The sequence below is a fragment of the Kitasatospora sp. NPDC004799 genome, assembly GCF_040609095.1.
In the GTDB taxonomy this organism is placed as follows: Bacteria; Actinomycetota; Actinomycetes; order Streptomycetales; family Streptomycetaceae; genus Kitasatospora.
On sequence record NZ_JBEXJK010000230.1, the window covers coordinates 1 to 13599 of the forward strand.

A 13599-nucleotide genomic window follows, 5' to 3' on the forward strand; every position below is an offset into this window, starting at 1 on the left:
GACGAGGACGAACTCGCCGAGCTGGCCGAGCGGCTGCGCGAGCGCTTCGGGCCGCGGGCCGACCTGGCCGCCCTGCGCGCCGGGCTGGACCTGGCAGTTCGGCGGCGGGGGCGGAGCGCCCGGCCAGCGGCTCGCCCTCGGCGTCCAGGACCGCTATCTCCCCGCCCAGCAGGGCGGCGACGGCCCCGGCGACGTCCGGCACCTCGGCGCCGCGCAGCACCAGGTCGGTGAGCCGGTCGTGCGCCTGCTCGGCCCGCTGGACGGCGGCGGAGTGGGCCCGTACCAGCTCGTTGGCGGTGTTCAGCTCGGCGAGCGCGGCCCGGGTGTCGGCCAGCGACTTGGCGGTGTCCAGGGCGATCGCGGCGTGCGCGGCCAGCGAGCAGAGCAGCGCGACCTCGTCGGGGGAGAAGGCGCGCGGCGAGCGGTCGGCGGCGAACAGGACGCCGATGACCTGCCCGCCGAGCAGCAGCGGCACCCCGATGATCGCCACCAGGCCCTCGTCCAGCACGCCCGCGTCGATCGTGCCGGTGTGGTGGAAGCGCTCGTCGGTGCGGTAGTCGGGGGTGGCGTACGGGCGGGCGGTCTGCGCGACCAGCCCGCCCAGGCCGTGCCCGAGGCTGAGCCGCAGGGTCTGGAACAGGACGGAGACCGAGCCGTCGGTGACCCGCATGTAGGTGTCGCCGGCGGCCTCGTCCGGCAGGGTCAGGTACGCGGTGTCGGTGCCGAGCAGCATCCGGGCCCGGCGGACGATCGCCTGGAGCACGGTGTCCAGGTCCCGGGAGGCGGCGAGGTCCCCGGCGGTGTCGAACAGGGCGGTCAACTCGGCTTCGCGGCGCCGGTGTTGACGCAGGGTGCGGTGGACCCGCAGGGCCTGCCAGGTGGCGTCGTCGATCGCCGCGAGGACGGCGGCCGGCGCACCGCGGCGGCGGGCGTCGGCCAGCACGTCGGCGAAGTCCTCGGTGGCGGCGCCGGAGGCGAGCAGGTCGAGCAGCCGCCGCAGCGCGGGCGCGGCGCCTTCGTGAGGGTCGTTCATGGTGCGGGCTGCCAATCGGCGTCGGTTCCGTCAGGTCCGAGAGAGCGCGATCGTACCGGCTCGGTTCGGCCCGGTCGGGCCCGGTCGGACCCGACCGACCCGGTCCTCAGGCGACGGCGGGCCTTCCGTCCGTGGCCGCGCCCGACCCCTGCGTCTCCTCCCCGGTCACCTCCGCGAGGTCCTGGCCCCTGGTCTCCCGGCCGCAGAGCACCGCCAGCACGGTGATCGCCGCCGCGGCGGCGACGTACACCGCGATGGGGGTGGCGCTGCCGTAGTCCTTGAGCAGCGCGGTGGCGATCAGCGGCGCCGGGGCGCCGGCCGCCACCGAGGAGAACTGGGCCCCGATCGAGGCGCCCGAGTACCGCATCCGGGTCGCGAACAGCTCGGAGAAGAAGGCGGCCTGGGGCGCGTACATGGCGCTGTGGAAGACCAGGCCGACGGTCACGGCGGCGAGCAGCGAGCCGAAGGACCTGGTGTCGACCAGGCCGAAGAAGACGAAGGCCCAGGCGCCCACCCCGACCGCGCCCACCAGGTAGACCGGCTTGCGTCCGACCCGGTCCGACAGCGCGCCGAACAGCGGGATCAGCGCGAACTGGATCGCGGAGGCGATCAGGACGGCGTTCAGCGCGGTCTGCTTGGAGAAGTGGGCGTGGGTGACGGCGTAGGTGAGCACGAACGTCGTCATCACGTAATAGGAGATGTTCTCCGCCATCCGCGCGCCCATGGCCACCAGCACCTCCCGCCAGTGGTCGCGCAACACCTCGACCAGGGGCGGCCGTTCGGGGGTCTTCCGGGTCCGCTGCGCCGCCAGCGCCTGCTTGAACAGCGGCGACTCGTCCACCGCGAGCCGGATCCACATCCCGACCACGACCAGCACCGCCGACAGCAGGAACGGCACCCGCCAGCCCCAGGCCAGGAACGCCGCGTCCGACTGCACCGCCGTCATCAGCGACAGCACCCCGGCCGCCAGCAGGTTCCCGGCCGGCGCCCCGCCCTGCGGCCAGGAGGCCCAGAACCCGCGCCGCCGCTGGTCCCCGTGCTCCGACACCAGCAGCACGGCGCCGCCCCACTCGCCGCCGAGCGCGAAGCCCTGCACCAGCCGCAGCACCGTCAGCAGCACCGGCGCGGCGACCCCGATCGAGTCGTACGTCGGCAGCAGCCCGATCGCGGTGGTCGACCCGCCCATCAGCAGCAGGCTCACCACCAGCAGCTTCTTCCGCCCGACCCGGTCCCCGAAGTGCCCGAACACCAGCGCCCCGAGCGGCCGCGCCGCGAACCCGATCGCGTAGGTCAGGAAGGACAGCAGCGTCCCGGTCAGCGGGTCGCTGTGCGGGAAGAACAGCTTCCCGAACACCAGCGCCGCCGCCGTTCCGTACAGGAAGTAGTCGTACCACTCGATCGTCGTGCCGATCAGGCTCGCAGCCACCACTCTCGGCAGTGAGCTGCTGGTTTCCGTACCTCGTGCAGAGGTGCTCATGGGCCACCACTTCCAGAACCAGGGGGGAGACGACGTCGCCACAAGGTAGGAAGCCGCCGACCCCGGGACTATGTGACCGACCCACACAGTCCCGGGGTCGAATGTGCCTGCCCGCCCTATGAGAGGGGCCGCCGGACCGCGGCGCGCTCCCGGCTCAGTGCGCCGTCCAGCCGCCGTCCACCGGGAGGCTGGCGCCGGTGATGTAGGAGGCGGCGGGAGCGCAGAGCCAGAGGGCGAGTTGGGCGACCTCCTCGGGTTCGATGAGGCGCTTCACGGCGGTGCGGTCGAGCATGATCCGCTCCACCACCTCGTCCTCGGGGATGCCGTGGGCGAGCGCCTGGGCGGCGATCTGCTTCTCCACCAGCGGGGTCCGGACGTAGCCCGGGTTGATGCAGTTGCTGGTGACGCCGTACGGCGCGCCCTCCAGGGCGACGGTCTTGCTCAGGCCCTCCAGCGCGTGCTTCGCGGTGACGTACGCGGACTTGAAGGCGCTGGCGCGCAGGCCGTGGACGGAGGAGACGTTGACGACCCGGCCCCACTCCTGCTCGTACATGTGCGGCAGGGTGCGGCGCAGGATCCGGAACGGGGCCTCGACCATGACGCGCTGGATCAGGGCGAAGCGGTCGGGCGGGAACTCGTGCACGGGCGCGACGTGCTGGAGGCCCGCGTTGTTGACGACGATGTCGGCGTCGTCCGGCAGGGCGTCCACGGCCCCGGGGTCGGCGAGGTCGGCGACGATCGCGCGGCCGCCGATCCGCTCGGCGAGTTCCTCGGCCGGACCGGCCGCGAGGTCGACGACGTAGACCCGGGCGCCGGCCCCGGCGAAGGCCTCGGCGCAGGCCCGGCCGATGCCCGAGGCGGCCCCGGTGACCATGGCCGTGCGGCCGGCGAGCGGGCGGGCAGTAGAGGTGTCCATGGCCGAGAACGGTAGGAATCCGGCGGCCCCGCTCCCATGTGGCGGACCGCCACAGCATGCCGCTGAGCTGTGGTGTTGTCCGCCATGACACCGGAGCGAGGCCCGAACGGCGGATCGACCCTCGGAACAGCCGACGGCTGGGCCCCGGAAGAGCAAACCCAAGGTGACGCCGCTTCCCCACAATGGGCGCGGTTGCTTCACCCGTTCGGTGGATTGCTCGGTCAGATCCGCCCATAGCGCCCGAATGCTCGCTACATTCACGCCGATTCCCGACAGGGGGCGCCGCCCCAGGCCGCCGAAGTGCTGGTGAGGCCCGGTGCGACGTCCGAGAGGTGTTGACAGACATGCCCCAACGGCCTGCAACCGACAGCCCGGCGTACGGACCGCTCGACCCGCTCGGCCAGCACCGAGGGCCGGTCGGCCGGACCCTTCCGGACGCCCCCGACGCCCTGACCGCCGAGACGCTGCCCGCCGACGCCCCGGACGCCGACGACCTTCGGCTGCCGGTGCAGGCCACACCCGACCGGCACGAGAGCCCGGCCGGGCCCGTGCCCGGCCCGGCCCGCGGCCCCGGCCACTCCGGCCCGGTCCCGCAGAACGGCCAGCTCGCGGCGCTGATCGAGGAAGCCGGCTTCTCGCACGCGGGCCTCGCCCGCCGGGTCGACCAGCTCGGCCTGGAGCACGGCCTCGACCTGCGCTACGACAAGACCTCGGTCACCCGCTGGCTGCGCGGTCAGCAGCCGCGCGGGGCCACCCCGGCGCTGATCGCCGAGGTCTTCACCCGCCGGCTCGGCCGCCGGCTCACCGCCCAGGACCTCGGCCTGGACGCCTGCGCCCCGGTCTACGCCGGCCTGGAGTTCGCCGAGACGCCGCAGGAAGCGGTGGACATCGTGGCGAGCATGTGGCGCAAGGACAACGGCCCGCAGTCCGAGCTGCGCCGGATCGCCTTCACCCCGGCCGGCCTGGTCGTCCCCAGCCGGGACTGGCTGATCGGCCGCACCGACGAGCGGGTCGCCCGGGACGGCTCCACCCTGGCCCGGCCGGACGCCGCCACCGGCCCGCCGTCCGGCAGCCCGACCTCCGCGGCCATCACCGGCGCCCCGGCGCCGGGCGCTCCCGGCGCGTCCCCCGGGAGCCCGGCGCGCGGCCCCGCCCCCGGCGCGCCCGGGGCCTCCACCGCCCGCAGCACGGCCGGGACCACCGGCACCGCGCCCACCATCGGCCGGGTGCCGATCCAGAGCCGCCGGCCGCCGATCGCCGTCGAGCCGCCGTACACCGACCCGGCCCGCGAGTCCCGCCCCACCCTGCGGGTCGGCCGCGGCGACATCGCCGCCATCCGCGCCGTCGGCGACCTCTTCCGCGCGCTCGACCACGCCTACGGCGGCGGCCACGCCCGCCAGGCGCTGGTCCGCTACCTGGAGAGCGAGGCCGAGCCGATGCTGCGCGGCCGCTACGGCGAGCAGATCGGCCGGGCCCTGTTCGGCGCGGTCGCCGACCTCACCAGGCTGGCCGGCTGGACGTCCTTCGACATCGCCGCGCACGGCCTCGCCCAGCGCTACTTCGTCCAGGCGCTGCGCCTCTCCCAGGCCGCGGGGGACCGCGCGCTGGGCGGCTACGTGCTGGTGACGATGAGCCAGCAGGCCGTCCACCTGGGCCACGGCCGGGAGGCCGTCCAGCTCGCCCGGGTCGCCCAGCAGGGCGTGGGCACCGCGGTGCCGCCGGTGGTCCAGTCGCTGATGCACGCCGCCGAGGCGCGCGGGCACGGCCTGCTGGGCGACGTCCGGTCCTGCACCACCGCCCTGGTGCGCGCCGAGCGCTCCCTGGCGGCGGCCCGGTCGGGCGACGAACTGCCCTCCTGGGCGCGGTACTTCGACGAGGCCCAGCTCTCCGACGAGTTCGCCCACTGCTACCGCGACCTCCAGCAGTGGCGGACGGCCGCGCAGCACGCCGAGAAGTCCCTGCGGCTGCGCTCGCCCGCCTACGCCCGCAGTCGGATCTTCTGCCGGCTGGTGCTGGCCACCGCCCGGCTCGGCATGGGGGACCTCGACGAGGCCTGCACCATGGCCACCGACGCGCTGCGGGCGGCGGGGGAGATGCGCTCGGCCCGCTCGCTGGAGTACGTCCGGGACTTCCACCGCCGGCTCACCCCCTACCGCGGCAGCCCGGTGGCCCGCGCGTTCGAGGAGACGGCACGGCAGGCGGGGGTGATCTGACCGGTGAGGAAGGTCTGACCGGCGGGCCGGGGTGATCCGTACGCCGTGGGCGGGGTGCCGGCCCCGCACACGGCGCGGCCTACCAGCTCTCGGCGCACTCGGCGCGGCTTACCAGCTCTCGGCCTGGACCCTCGGCTGCTCCGCGCCGTCCGCCACCGGCGGCCGCGCGCCGCCGCGCACCCGCTGCGCCGCCAGCGGGAACACCAGCACCGACAGCATCCCGGCGCCGACCAGCGCCGCCGCGGTCGAGGAGGGCAGGTGCCCGGCGTCCACCTCGATGGTGGTGATCACCACGACGAGCGGCAGCGCCGTCGCCCCGTACAGCGCGAGCGCGGCGCGGTCGCGCCGGTCGAGCCCGGCCGGGGCGAGCAGCGCGGCGGGCAGTCCGCGTACGGCCAGGAAGAGCAGCAGGAACACCGGGACCAGCAGCAGCGTGCCCGGGTCGTCCAGCAGGGCGGCCAGGTCGAAGTCCATCCCGCTGACCACGAAGAACACCGGCACCAGGAAGCCGAAGCCGATGCTCTCCAGCTTGGCCTCGACCACCTCCTCCTCGGCCTCCCGGATGCCGGCCAGCAGCAGCCGGGAGACGATCCCGGCGGTGAAGGCGCCGAGCAGCATGTCGAGGTCCAGCCAGAGCGCGGCGGCGACCATCGCGGCCAGCACCAGGATCACCGCGCGGATCGCGAACTGCCCGGAGGTGCGCAGGGTGCGCTCGATCAGCCGGGTGGCCCAGGCCGGGCGGGGCCGGCGCGCGCCGAACACCGCGACGGCGGTGATCACCGCGAAGGCCCCGAGGATGACGGCCGTCCGGGCCGGGGAGTTGCCGCTGAGCAGGACGGCGATCGCGATGATCGGCCCGAACTCGCCGACCGCCCCGGTGGCCATCACCAGGGAGCCGAAGGGCGTGGGCAGTTCACCGGAGTCGCGGAGGATCGGCAGGATGGTGCCGAGCGCGGTGGTGGTGAGCACCAGCCCGGCGAAGGCGCCGTCCAGCGGGTCCCGGTTGACCAGCGCGCCCGTGCCGAGCCCGACGGCCACCGAGACCAGCCACGCGGCGCCCGCCCGTTTCAGCGGGCCGCCGCGCAGCTTGGCGAAGTCGATCTCGTAACCGGCCAGGAACATCAGCATGGCCAGGCCGAACTGGGAGAGCGCGTCGACCAGGTCGTCGACGCGCGCCCAGCCCAGCACGTCCGGGCCGATCAGGACGCCGAGCACGATCTCGAACACGACGGTCGGGACGGCGATCCACCGCAGCAGCCGGTCGGCGAGCAGCGGGGCGGCCACGGCTGCGGCGGGGATCAGGATCAGGGTCAGCGGCTGGGCGGCGGCGCTCACCGCGCAACCGGCCGAACGGTCGAAACCATCCGATGAACGGTCAGAACAGGCACGTCGGCATCCTGGCACGCCGTCGGTCCGTCACCCCGGCAGACCGCTGGTGTGTCCCGGTGCCTCGACCTGCGCGCGAGCGGCCCCGGCCGGTGCACGGAGTCGGGCCCGACGCGGGGCCCCGGCCCTCAGGCCGCCGCCTCCGCCTCCCGCGCGTCGACCGGGACACCGAGGTCGCCCAGCACCGCCTGCGCCGCCCGCCGTCCGGAGACCAGCGCGCCCTGCACGGTGCTGGTGTCCCGGTGGTCCCCGGCGACGTACAGCCCGGCCAGCAGCCGGACCGGGCGGCGGCGGTTGTGCGGCGGCGGCATCGCGGGCAGCGCGTCCGGGACGTGCCGCACGCCGAGGAACTGCCAGCCCGACGTCGAGACGCCGTACAGCTCCGCCAGCCGGGCCCGGACGGCCGGCTCCAGCCCGGCCGGTCCGCCCAGGTCGAAGGCGCGCCGCCCGAGCACGGTGGTGGCGATCAGCGCCTGGCCGGCCGGGGCGTAGGACGGGTGCAGCTCGCTGAGCACCAGCGAGTGCGAGACCAGCGGCGGGTGCCCGTTCGGCCGGTCGCCGTCGAGCAGCAGGACGGCCTCGCCCAGCGGGGCGGCGTCGGCCGCGTGGTAGAAGGTCGTGACGGGGTGGAAGTCCGGCAGCCGCAGCCCGGGCAGCAGTTCGGCGGCGGAGCGGGCGTCGGTCGCGACGACGACGGCCTGGGCGCCGATCCGCCCGTGCGCGAGGGTCTCCACGCCGTCCGCAGCGATCGAGGTGACCTGCACCCGGGTGCGGACGGTGCCGACGGGCAGCGCGGCGGCCAGCTGGGCCGGTACCGCCGCGATCCCGTCGGCGGGCAGACAGAGCCGCCCGCGCGCGTAGGAGCGCAGCACCAGGTCGGCGACCCGGCTGCTGGTGCCGAGGGCCGGATCGGAGAGCAGCGCGCTGAGCAGCGGGCGCAGGAAGCCGTCCACGGTGCGCTGGGAGAGGCCGTGGCCGGCCAGCGCGCGGGCGGTGGTGGTCTCCGGCCGGGTCTGGAGCCGGCCGACCGGGGTGGTGGCGAGGCGGCCGAGCCAGCCGCCCAGCCGGGCCTTGTCCAGCGGACTGCCGAGCGGGGCCCGGGCGGCGGCCTGCCGGGCGACGGTGAGCTGGGGGTCCCCGGCGCGGTACCGGCGGCCGGCGCTGTGCACCAGTACGCCGGGCGCGAGCGGGCGCAGGTCGAGGCGGTCGAGGTCGAGCGTGCGGCGCAGTTCGGGGAAGGCGGTGTTCAGCAGGTGACTGCCGTCGTCGAGCCGGAATCCGTCCTGCTCGCGGGTGGCCATCCGGCCGCCGATCCGGTCGGTGGTCTCCAAGACCTGAACGGTGAGGCCGTGGCCGGTGAGCGCGCGGGCGGCGGCCAGGCCCGCGAGTCCGGCGCCGACCACGACGACGTCCGGGTCGGACGGCCGACGGGCGCGGCGGGTGAAGTCGTACGTGGGCACTGGCGTGCTCCCTCCCTGGTCCCGGGGCTCCGGCCGACGCAGGCTGCGGGGTGCCGGGACACGGTCCGTGGAGGGTGATGCCCCGTCAGTGTGAGCGTCAGACAAGCGGGTCGGGCCGGATCCGAGGGGTGTGGAGGGTTGTGCGGCGCCGGATGGGGGCGCGGTCACGGACAGTGCGCCGTGCGGCCGGGTTCGGGGGTCGGCGGGCGCGTACGGTCACCGGGGGCGTGCGACGCGCCCGCCATGTGCTCCCGTGCGCCCCCTCCTCGGGCCCCCTCGGCCCCCGCCCGGCATATGCCGCTGGCCAGGGCGGATGCCGTAGTCGGAGTACGTACGGGTGTCAGGCGACCCGCGCGCACACCCACCCGCCCGGCGCGCAGAGCCGTCCCGTGCGCCCGCCCTCCCCGCAGCGGCAGCCGTCACGGGCAGTGACACCCGGCACGGGCGGTGACACCGACCCCGCGCGCCAGACCCGTCCCGCGCGCCCGACCGACCCCGCGCGCCCGCCCCGACTCGCCGGCCCCGCCCCGGCCCGCCAGCCCCGCCCCGGCCCGCCCGTCACATCGCCGCGAGCACCGCCGAGTACACGTCCGGGTGGGTGAAGCGGAAGCCCGCGTCCAGCAGCCGCCGCGGCACCACCCGGTGGCTGCCGAGCACCTCGACCGCCAGCTCGCCCAGCACCACCTTGAGCACCGCCTCCGGCACCGGGAACGGCGTCGGCCGCCCCAGCGCCCGGCCGAGCGCGGCGGTCAGCTCGGCGTTGGTCGCCGGGTTCGGCGCGGTGAGGTTGAAGGCGCCGGAGAGGCCGTCGTGGTCGATCAGGAACCGCAGCGCGGCCACCTCGTCGTGCAGCGAGATGAAGCTCCAGTACTGCCGCCCGCTGCCGAGCCGCCCGCCGAGGCCCAGCTTGAACAGCGGGAACAGCCGCCCGCCCGCCCCGCCGGACGAGGACAGCACCATCCCGGTGCGGGGGTGGACGACCCGGATCCCGGCCCGCTCGGCCGGCCGGGCGGCGTCCTCCCACTCCCGGCAGACCTCGGCCAGGAAGTCGTCGCCCGCGGGGGAGTCCTCGTCGACCACCCGGTCACCGGTCTGCCCGTACCAGCCGACCGCGGAGGCGCTCACCAGGACCTGCGGCGGCTCCTTGAGCTCGGCCAGCGCGACGGCCAGCGTCTCGGTGCCGTACACCCGGCTCTCCCGGATCTCCCGCTTGTAGGAGTCCGTCCAGCGGCGGTCGCCGACCCCGGCGCCGGCCAGGTGCACCACGGCCTGGACCCCCACCAGCCCGTCCCGCTCGACCTCGCCGAGCAGCGGGTTCCAGCCGATCGCGGTGCTGCCGTCCGGCCGTGGGCCGGTCTTCGAGCGGTGCCGGACCAGCCGGACCACCTCGTGGCCGTCCGCCAGCAGGGAGCGGACGAGCGCCGAACCGATCAAACCCGTGGAACCCGTGACAGCGATGCGCATGCGCCCATCCTCGCAGCTCCCGCGCGCTCGCGCGGGCTCCCGCGGTGTTCCCGAGCGCCCGTCACGTTCGCATGCGTGTCGTTAGCATGACGCGCATGCCTGACGACGATCTGATCATCCGTACGGCGCGGAGCGAGGACGAGCGCGAACTCGCCGTCCTCAACCACGCCGCCTGGTCCATCCTGTCCGACGTCTCCCCGCAACCGTCCGTCGAGGCACCGATGTTCGACGAGCGGCACGCCCCCGAACAGTTCCTGCTGGCCGTGCTGGACGGCCGGATCGTCGGCTACATCCGTCAGGTCCCGCCCACCCCGCTGGCGAGCAACCGGCACGTGCGGCAGATCCAGGGCCTGGCCGTCGACGGCACCGTCCGCGGCCAGGGCATCGGCCGCCGGCTGGTCGAGGCGGCCTGCGCGGCGGCCCGGGCCGAGGGCGCCCGCAAGATGAGCCTGCGGGTGCTCGGCTGGAACGATCCGGCCCGTCGGCTCTACGAGGGCTGCGGCTTCGTCGTCGAGGGCCTGCTGGCCGAGGAGTTCCTGATCGACGGCCGGTACGTGGACGACGTCTGGATGGCCCGCCGCCTGACCGACTGAGCCCGCCGGGCACCCGCCCTGGCCCGCCCGCACCTCCTCCGGGCCCGCTCGCACCTGCTCGCCGCCCGCCCGAACGGACCCGCCGGAAGCGGCGGTTCGCCCCCGACGCGTGGTGCAGAGTCGTGACAGTCCCGCCCTGTCTGGACGCCCGCCGTGCCGGGTACCGTACGCCCGTGAGCAACTCGACGCCTCCCGGGTGGTACCCGGTCCCGGGTGCGGACGGCACCCCCGGTCACGAGCGCTGGTGGGACGGCAACGCCTGGTCCAGCGAGGTCCGACCGCTCCAGGGCGGCGTTGCGGGCGGGCTCGCCGACGCCCCCACCCAGACGACCTGGCCGCCGTCCGACCAGCGGCCCGGCTACGGCTACCCCGGCGGCCCGGACGCCCCGGCCTACGGCTACCCGGGCCAGGGCGGCACCCCGCCGCCCGCCTACGGCTACCCAGGCCAGGACGCCTACCCGGCCCAGGCCCAGGCCCAGGGCGGCTACCCGCCGCAGGCCGCGGGCTACGGCTACCCGGCGCCGGGCTACCCGCCGCCGGCCCCGGCGGCCAAGCCGAGGACCGGTCTGATCGTCGGCATCGCGGTCGCCGTCCTGGCGGTGGGCGGGATCGTCGCCGGGGTCGCGTTCAGCGGCGGCGGCGACCCGAAGGCGGACCCGACCCCGGACCCCACGGTCACCGTGACCCAGAGCACCAGCCCCACGCCGCGCCCCAGCCCGACGGCGCCCACCGGCAGCCCGACCGCCCCCACCAGCAGCCCGGCGGCACCCAAGCCCCTGCCGGTGCTCAAGAGCACCGTCCCCGACGCCCAGCACTCGATCACCGTGCCGGTCTTCGAGGGCTGGGAGGCCTCCGGCAGCCCGCCGCACTCGTCGGTCTACCTCGGCACCGGCCGCTACACCTGCCCGGACGGCAACACCTGCATCCGCGGCCAGTTCTCGGTCGAGAAGGACACCATCCAGGGCGCCTCGCCCAAGGCGGCCGCCGACGCCCAGATGCCGGTCTACGCCGGGCAGATCTTCTCCGGCGTCAGCTCGCACACCGACGCCGGCTCCGGGTTCGTCAGCGTGGCCGGCGTGCTCGGCTACGCCACCCGCTGGCACATCCGCACCACGGACGGCACCCAGGGCTACATCCTGCTGGTCGCCCTCCCGGCCAAGGGCGGCGGCTACGTGGTCATGGAGGGCGGCGTGGACGACAGCCCGGCCGCGCCGGACTTCTCGGTGCTGGACCAGATCCTCAAGGGCATCAAGCAGGACGGGTCGTCCGGCAGCAGCACCTGACGCGGGCCGGCCCCGGGACCGCAACCGGCCCCGGGACCGCGGTCGGTCCCGGGGCCGCGACCGAGGCGGCAGACCCTAATCCCCGTACCGCTCCCAGAGCTTGGGGAAGCGCTTCGCCATGACGTCCGGGTCGTCGAAGTCCAGCACCGGCCCGTACGGCCGCTCGGCCTGCCGCCCGCCCACCTCGGGCAGCGGCAGCCCGGTCAGCTGCTCGTACGCCTCGTCGGCGGCGTAGCCGAGGTCCTCGGCCTCGCCGTCCTCCTCCTCGTCGAACTCGGGCAGCAGGTCCGCCAGGTCGTCCGGTTCGGCCAGCCCGCCCTCGAAGACCTCCCGGCCCTGGCCGATCAGCCAGGACCGGAAGTAGTCGAAGGTGTCGTCGGAGGCGCCGTCGAGCAGCAGGTAGGCCGCGCCCCACAGGTCGTGGCGGTAGGCGCGGTGGAACCGCGCCTGGAACAGCCGGGCGAAGTCGATCACGTCGTCCGGGGTCAGCTGGAGGAGCCGTTCCACCAGGAGGTCGGCCTGTTCGTCGGGGTCGCCGTCGGCGGCGTCCCGGGTTTCGTCGATGATCTGCCAGAAGTCCGTCTCGTCCATCACGGCTCCAGCATCCCCGTTCGGCCGCGTCCGCGCATGCCGCGACTCGGCGCGCGCCCACGACTCGGCGCGCGCCGCCGGTACGCGGGTCCGGTTCGGCCGGGGCCGGGAACGGCGGAACCCCGCGCCGTCCGGGGACGACGCGGGGTTCCGTACGCGGGGTTCCGCGGGGACCTGGTGGGGTCAGAGGCCGAGCTCGACCTCGAACTCGCCGGCCTCCAGGATCTCCTTGACCGAGACCAGGTAGCGGGCGGCGTCGGCGCCGTCCACCAGGCGGTGGTCGTAGGAGAGCGACAGGTAGACCATGTCGCGGATGCCGATGGCGGTGCCGCCGTCGGCCTCGATGACCACCGGGCGCTTGACGGTGGCGCCGATGCCCAGGATCGCGGCCTGGTTCGGCGGCACGATCACGGTGTCGAACAGCGCACCGCGCGAGCCGGTGTTGCTGATGGTGAAGGTCGCGCCGGACAGCTCGTCCGGGGTGATCTTGCTGTCGCGGACCTTGCCGGCCAGCTCCGCGGTCTTCTTCGAGATGCCGGCGATGTTGAGGTCGCCCGCACCCTTGATGACCGGGGTCATCAGACCCTTCTCGGAGTCCACCGCGATACCGATGTTCTCGGTGTCGAAGTAGGTGATGGTGCCCTCGGCGTCGTTGATCCGCGCGTTGACGACCGCGTGGACCTTCAGCGCCTGGGCGGCGGCCTTGACGAAGAACGGCATCGGGGAGAGCTTGACGCCCTCGCGGGCCTGGAAGCCCTCCTTGGCCTTGGCACGCAGCGACATGATCTTGGTGACGTCCACCTCGACCACGCTGGTCAGCTGGGCCTGCTCGTGCAGGGCCTTCATCATGTTGTCGCCGATGACCTTGCGCATGCGGGTCATCTTGACGGTCTGGCCGCGCAGAGCGGACGGCGCGGCGGCGGCCTTCGGCGCGGCGGCCGGGGCGGCGGCGACCGGGGCCGGAGCGGCCTTGGCGGCCTCCGCGGCGGCGATGACGTCCTGCTTGCGGATGCGGCCGCCGACGCCGGTGCCGGCGACGGAGGACAGCGCGACGCCGTGCTCGGCGGCGAGCTTGCGCACCAGCGGGGTGACGTAGGCGTCACCGTTGTCGGCCACCGGGGCGGCCGGAGCAGCCGGGGCGACCGGGGCCGGAGCGGCGACCGGAGCCGGAGCGGCAGCGACC

The 13599-nt window shown here is 75.1% G+C and carries 11 protein-coding genes; 3 read left to right on the top strand and 8 right to left on the bottom strand.

All coding sequences use genetic code 11. The features are described 5' to 3' along the window. The 3 genes from ABZW03_RS25670 to ABZW03_RS25680 all read right to left on the bottom strand — a co-directional run. Positions 1 to 1033: GAF domain-containing protein (locus ABZW03_RS25670; protein ID WP_355262720.1), on the bottom strand; the 1033-nt coding region annotated here is incomplete at its 3' end. A gap of 106 nt (positions 1034 to 1139) precedes the next feature. Then, complete coding sequence (locus tag ABZW03_RS25675) at positions 1140 to 2510, bottom strand: MFS transporter (protein ID WP_355262722.1); 1371 nt, start codon at positions 2508 to 2510, stop codon at positions 1140 to 1142. 154 nt (positions 2511 to 2664) lie between these two features. Further along, positions 2665 to 3426, bottom strand: coding sequence for a 3-hydroxybutyrate dehydrogenase (locus ABZW03_RS25680; protein WP_355262724.1), 762 nt, complete (start codon positions 3424 to 3426; stop codon positions 2665 to 2667). A gap of 344 nt (positions 3427 to 3770) precedes the next feature. Between ABZW03_RS25680 and ABZW03_RS25685 the strand changes: the two genes are divergently transcribed. Beyond that, on the top strand, positions 3771 to 5639 hold the full coding sequence (locus ABZW03_RS25685) for a regulator (protein WP_355262726.1): 1869 nt from the start codon (positions 3771 to 3773) through the stop codon (positions 5637 to 5639). A 108-nt stretch (positions 5640 to 5747) separates the two neighbouring features. Here ABZW03_RS25685 and ABZW03_RS25690 read toward each other — a convergent pair whose 3' ends face one another. The 3 genes from ABZW03_RS25690 to ABZW03_RS25700 form a co-directional block, all read right to left on the bottom strand. Then, positions 5748 to 6974: a cation:proton antiporter gene (locus tag ABZW03_RS25690; RefSeq protein WP_355262729.1), complete on the bottom strand. Its 1227-nt coding sequence runs from the start codon at positions 6972 to 6974 to the stop codon at positions 5748 to 5750. A gap of 179 nt (positions 6975 to 7153) precedes the next feature. Further along, positions 7154 to 8485 (bottom strand): FAD-dependent oxidoreductase, encoded by a 1332-nt coding sequence (locus ABZW03_RS25695; RefSeq protein ID WP_355262732.1) that lies wholly within the window; start codon positions 8483 to 8485, stop codon positions 7154 to 7156. Between the two features lie 558 nt (positions 8486 to 9043). After that, positions 9044 to 9949 carry a TIGR01777 family oxidoreductase gene (locus tag ABZW03_RS25700; protein ID WP_355262735.1) on the bottom strand — a complete coding sequence of 302 codons (906 nt, stop codon included), beginning with the start codon at positions 9947 to 9949 and terminating at the stop codon, positions 9044 to 9046. 95 nt (positions 9950 to 10044) lie between these two features. Between ABZW03_RS25700 and ABZW03_RS25705 the strand changes: the two genes are divergently transcribed. Next, positions 10045 to 10542: a GNAT family N-acetyltransferase gene (locus ABZW03_RS25705; protein WP_355262737.1), complete on the top strand. Its 498-nt coding sequence runs from the start codon at positions 10045 to 10047 to the stop codon at positions 10540 to 10542. A gap of 173 nt (positions 10543 to 10715) precedes the next feature. Beyond that, positions 10716 to 11825: a DUF2510 domain-containing protein gene (locus ABZW03_RS25710; RefSeq protein WP_355262740.1), complete on the top strand. Its 1110-nt coding sequence runs from the start codon at positions 10716 to 10718 to the stop codon at positions 11823 to 11825. 75 nt (positions 11826 to 11900) lie between these two features. On the opposite strand, the gene ABZW03_RS25715 is transcribed toward ABZW03_RS25710, so the two are convergent. Together ABZW03_RS25715 and sucB are read right to left on the bottom strand one after the other, a co-directional pair. Next, positions 11901 to 12416: a DUF4240 domain-containing protein gene (locus ABZW03_RS25715; protein ID WP_355262745.1), complete on the bottom strand. Its 516-nt coding sequence runs from the start codon at positions 12414 to 12416 to the stop codon at positions 11901 to 11903. A gap of 183 nt (positions 12417 to 12599) precedes the next feature. Then, positions 12600 to 13599, bottom strand: a 1000-nt coding sequence (gene sucB / locus ABZW03_RS25720; protein WP_355262743.1) for a 2-oxoglutarate dehydrogenase, E2 component, dihydrolipoamide succinyltransferase, incomplete at its 5' end; no start/stop codon positions are given.

What these genes read in the sequence shown, in the direction of transcription:
- ABZW03_RS25675 (WP_355262722.1), bottom strand. Translation starts at nt 2,510, where the DNA reads ATGAGCACCTCTGCACGAGGTACGGAAACCAGCAGCTCACTGCCGAGA.
- ABZW03_RS25680 (WP_355262724.1), bottom strand. Translation starts at nt 3,426, where the DNA reads ATGGACACCTCTACTGCCCGCCCGCTCGCCGGCCGCACGGCCATGGTC.
- ABZW03_RS25685 (WP_355262726.1), top strand. Translation starts at nt 3,771, where the DNA reads ATGCCCCAACGGCCTGCAACCGACAGCCCGGCGTACGGACCGCTCGAC.
- ABZW03_RS25700 (WP_355262735.1), bottom strand. Translation starts at nt 9,949, where the DNA reads ATGCGCATCGCTGTCACGGGTTCCACGGGTTTGATCGGTTCGGCGCTC.
- ABZW03_RS25705 (WP_355262737.1), top strand. Translation starts at nt 10,045, where the DNA reads ATGCCTGACGACGATCTGATCATCCGTACGGCGCGGAGCGAGGACGAG.
- ABZW03_RS25715 (WP_355262745.1), bottom strand. Translation starts at nt 12,416, where the DNA reads ATGGACGAGACGGACTTCTGGCAGATCATCGACGAAACCCGGGACGCC.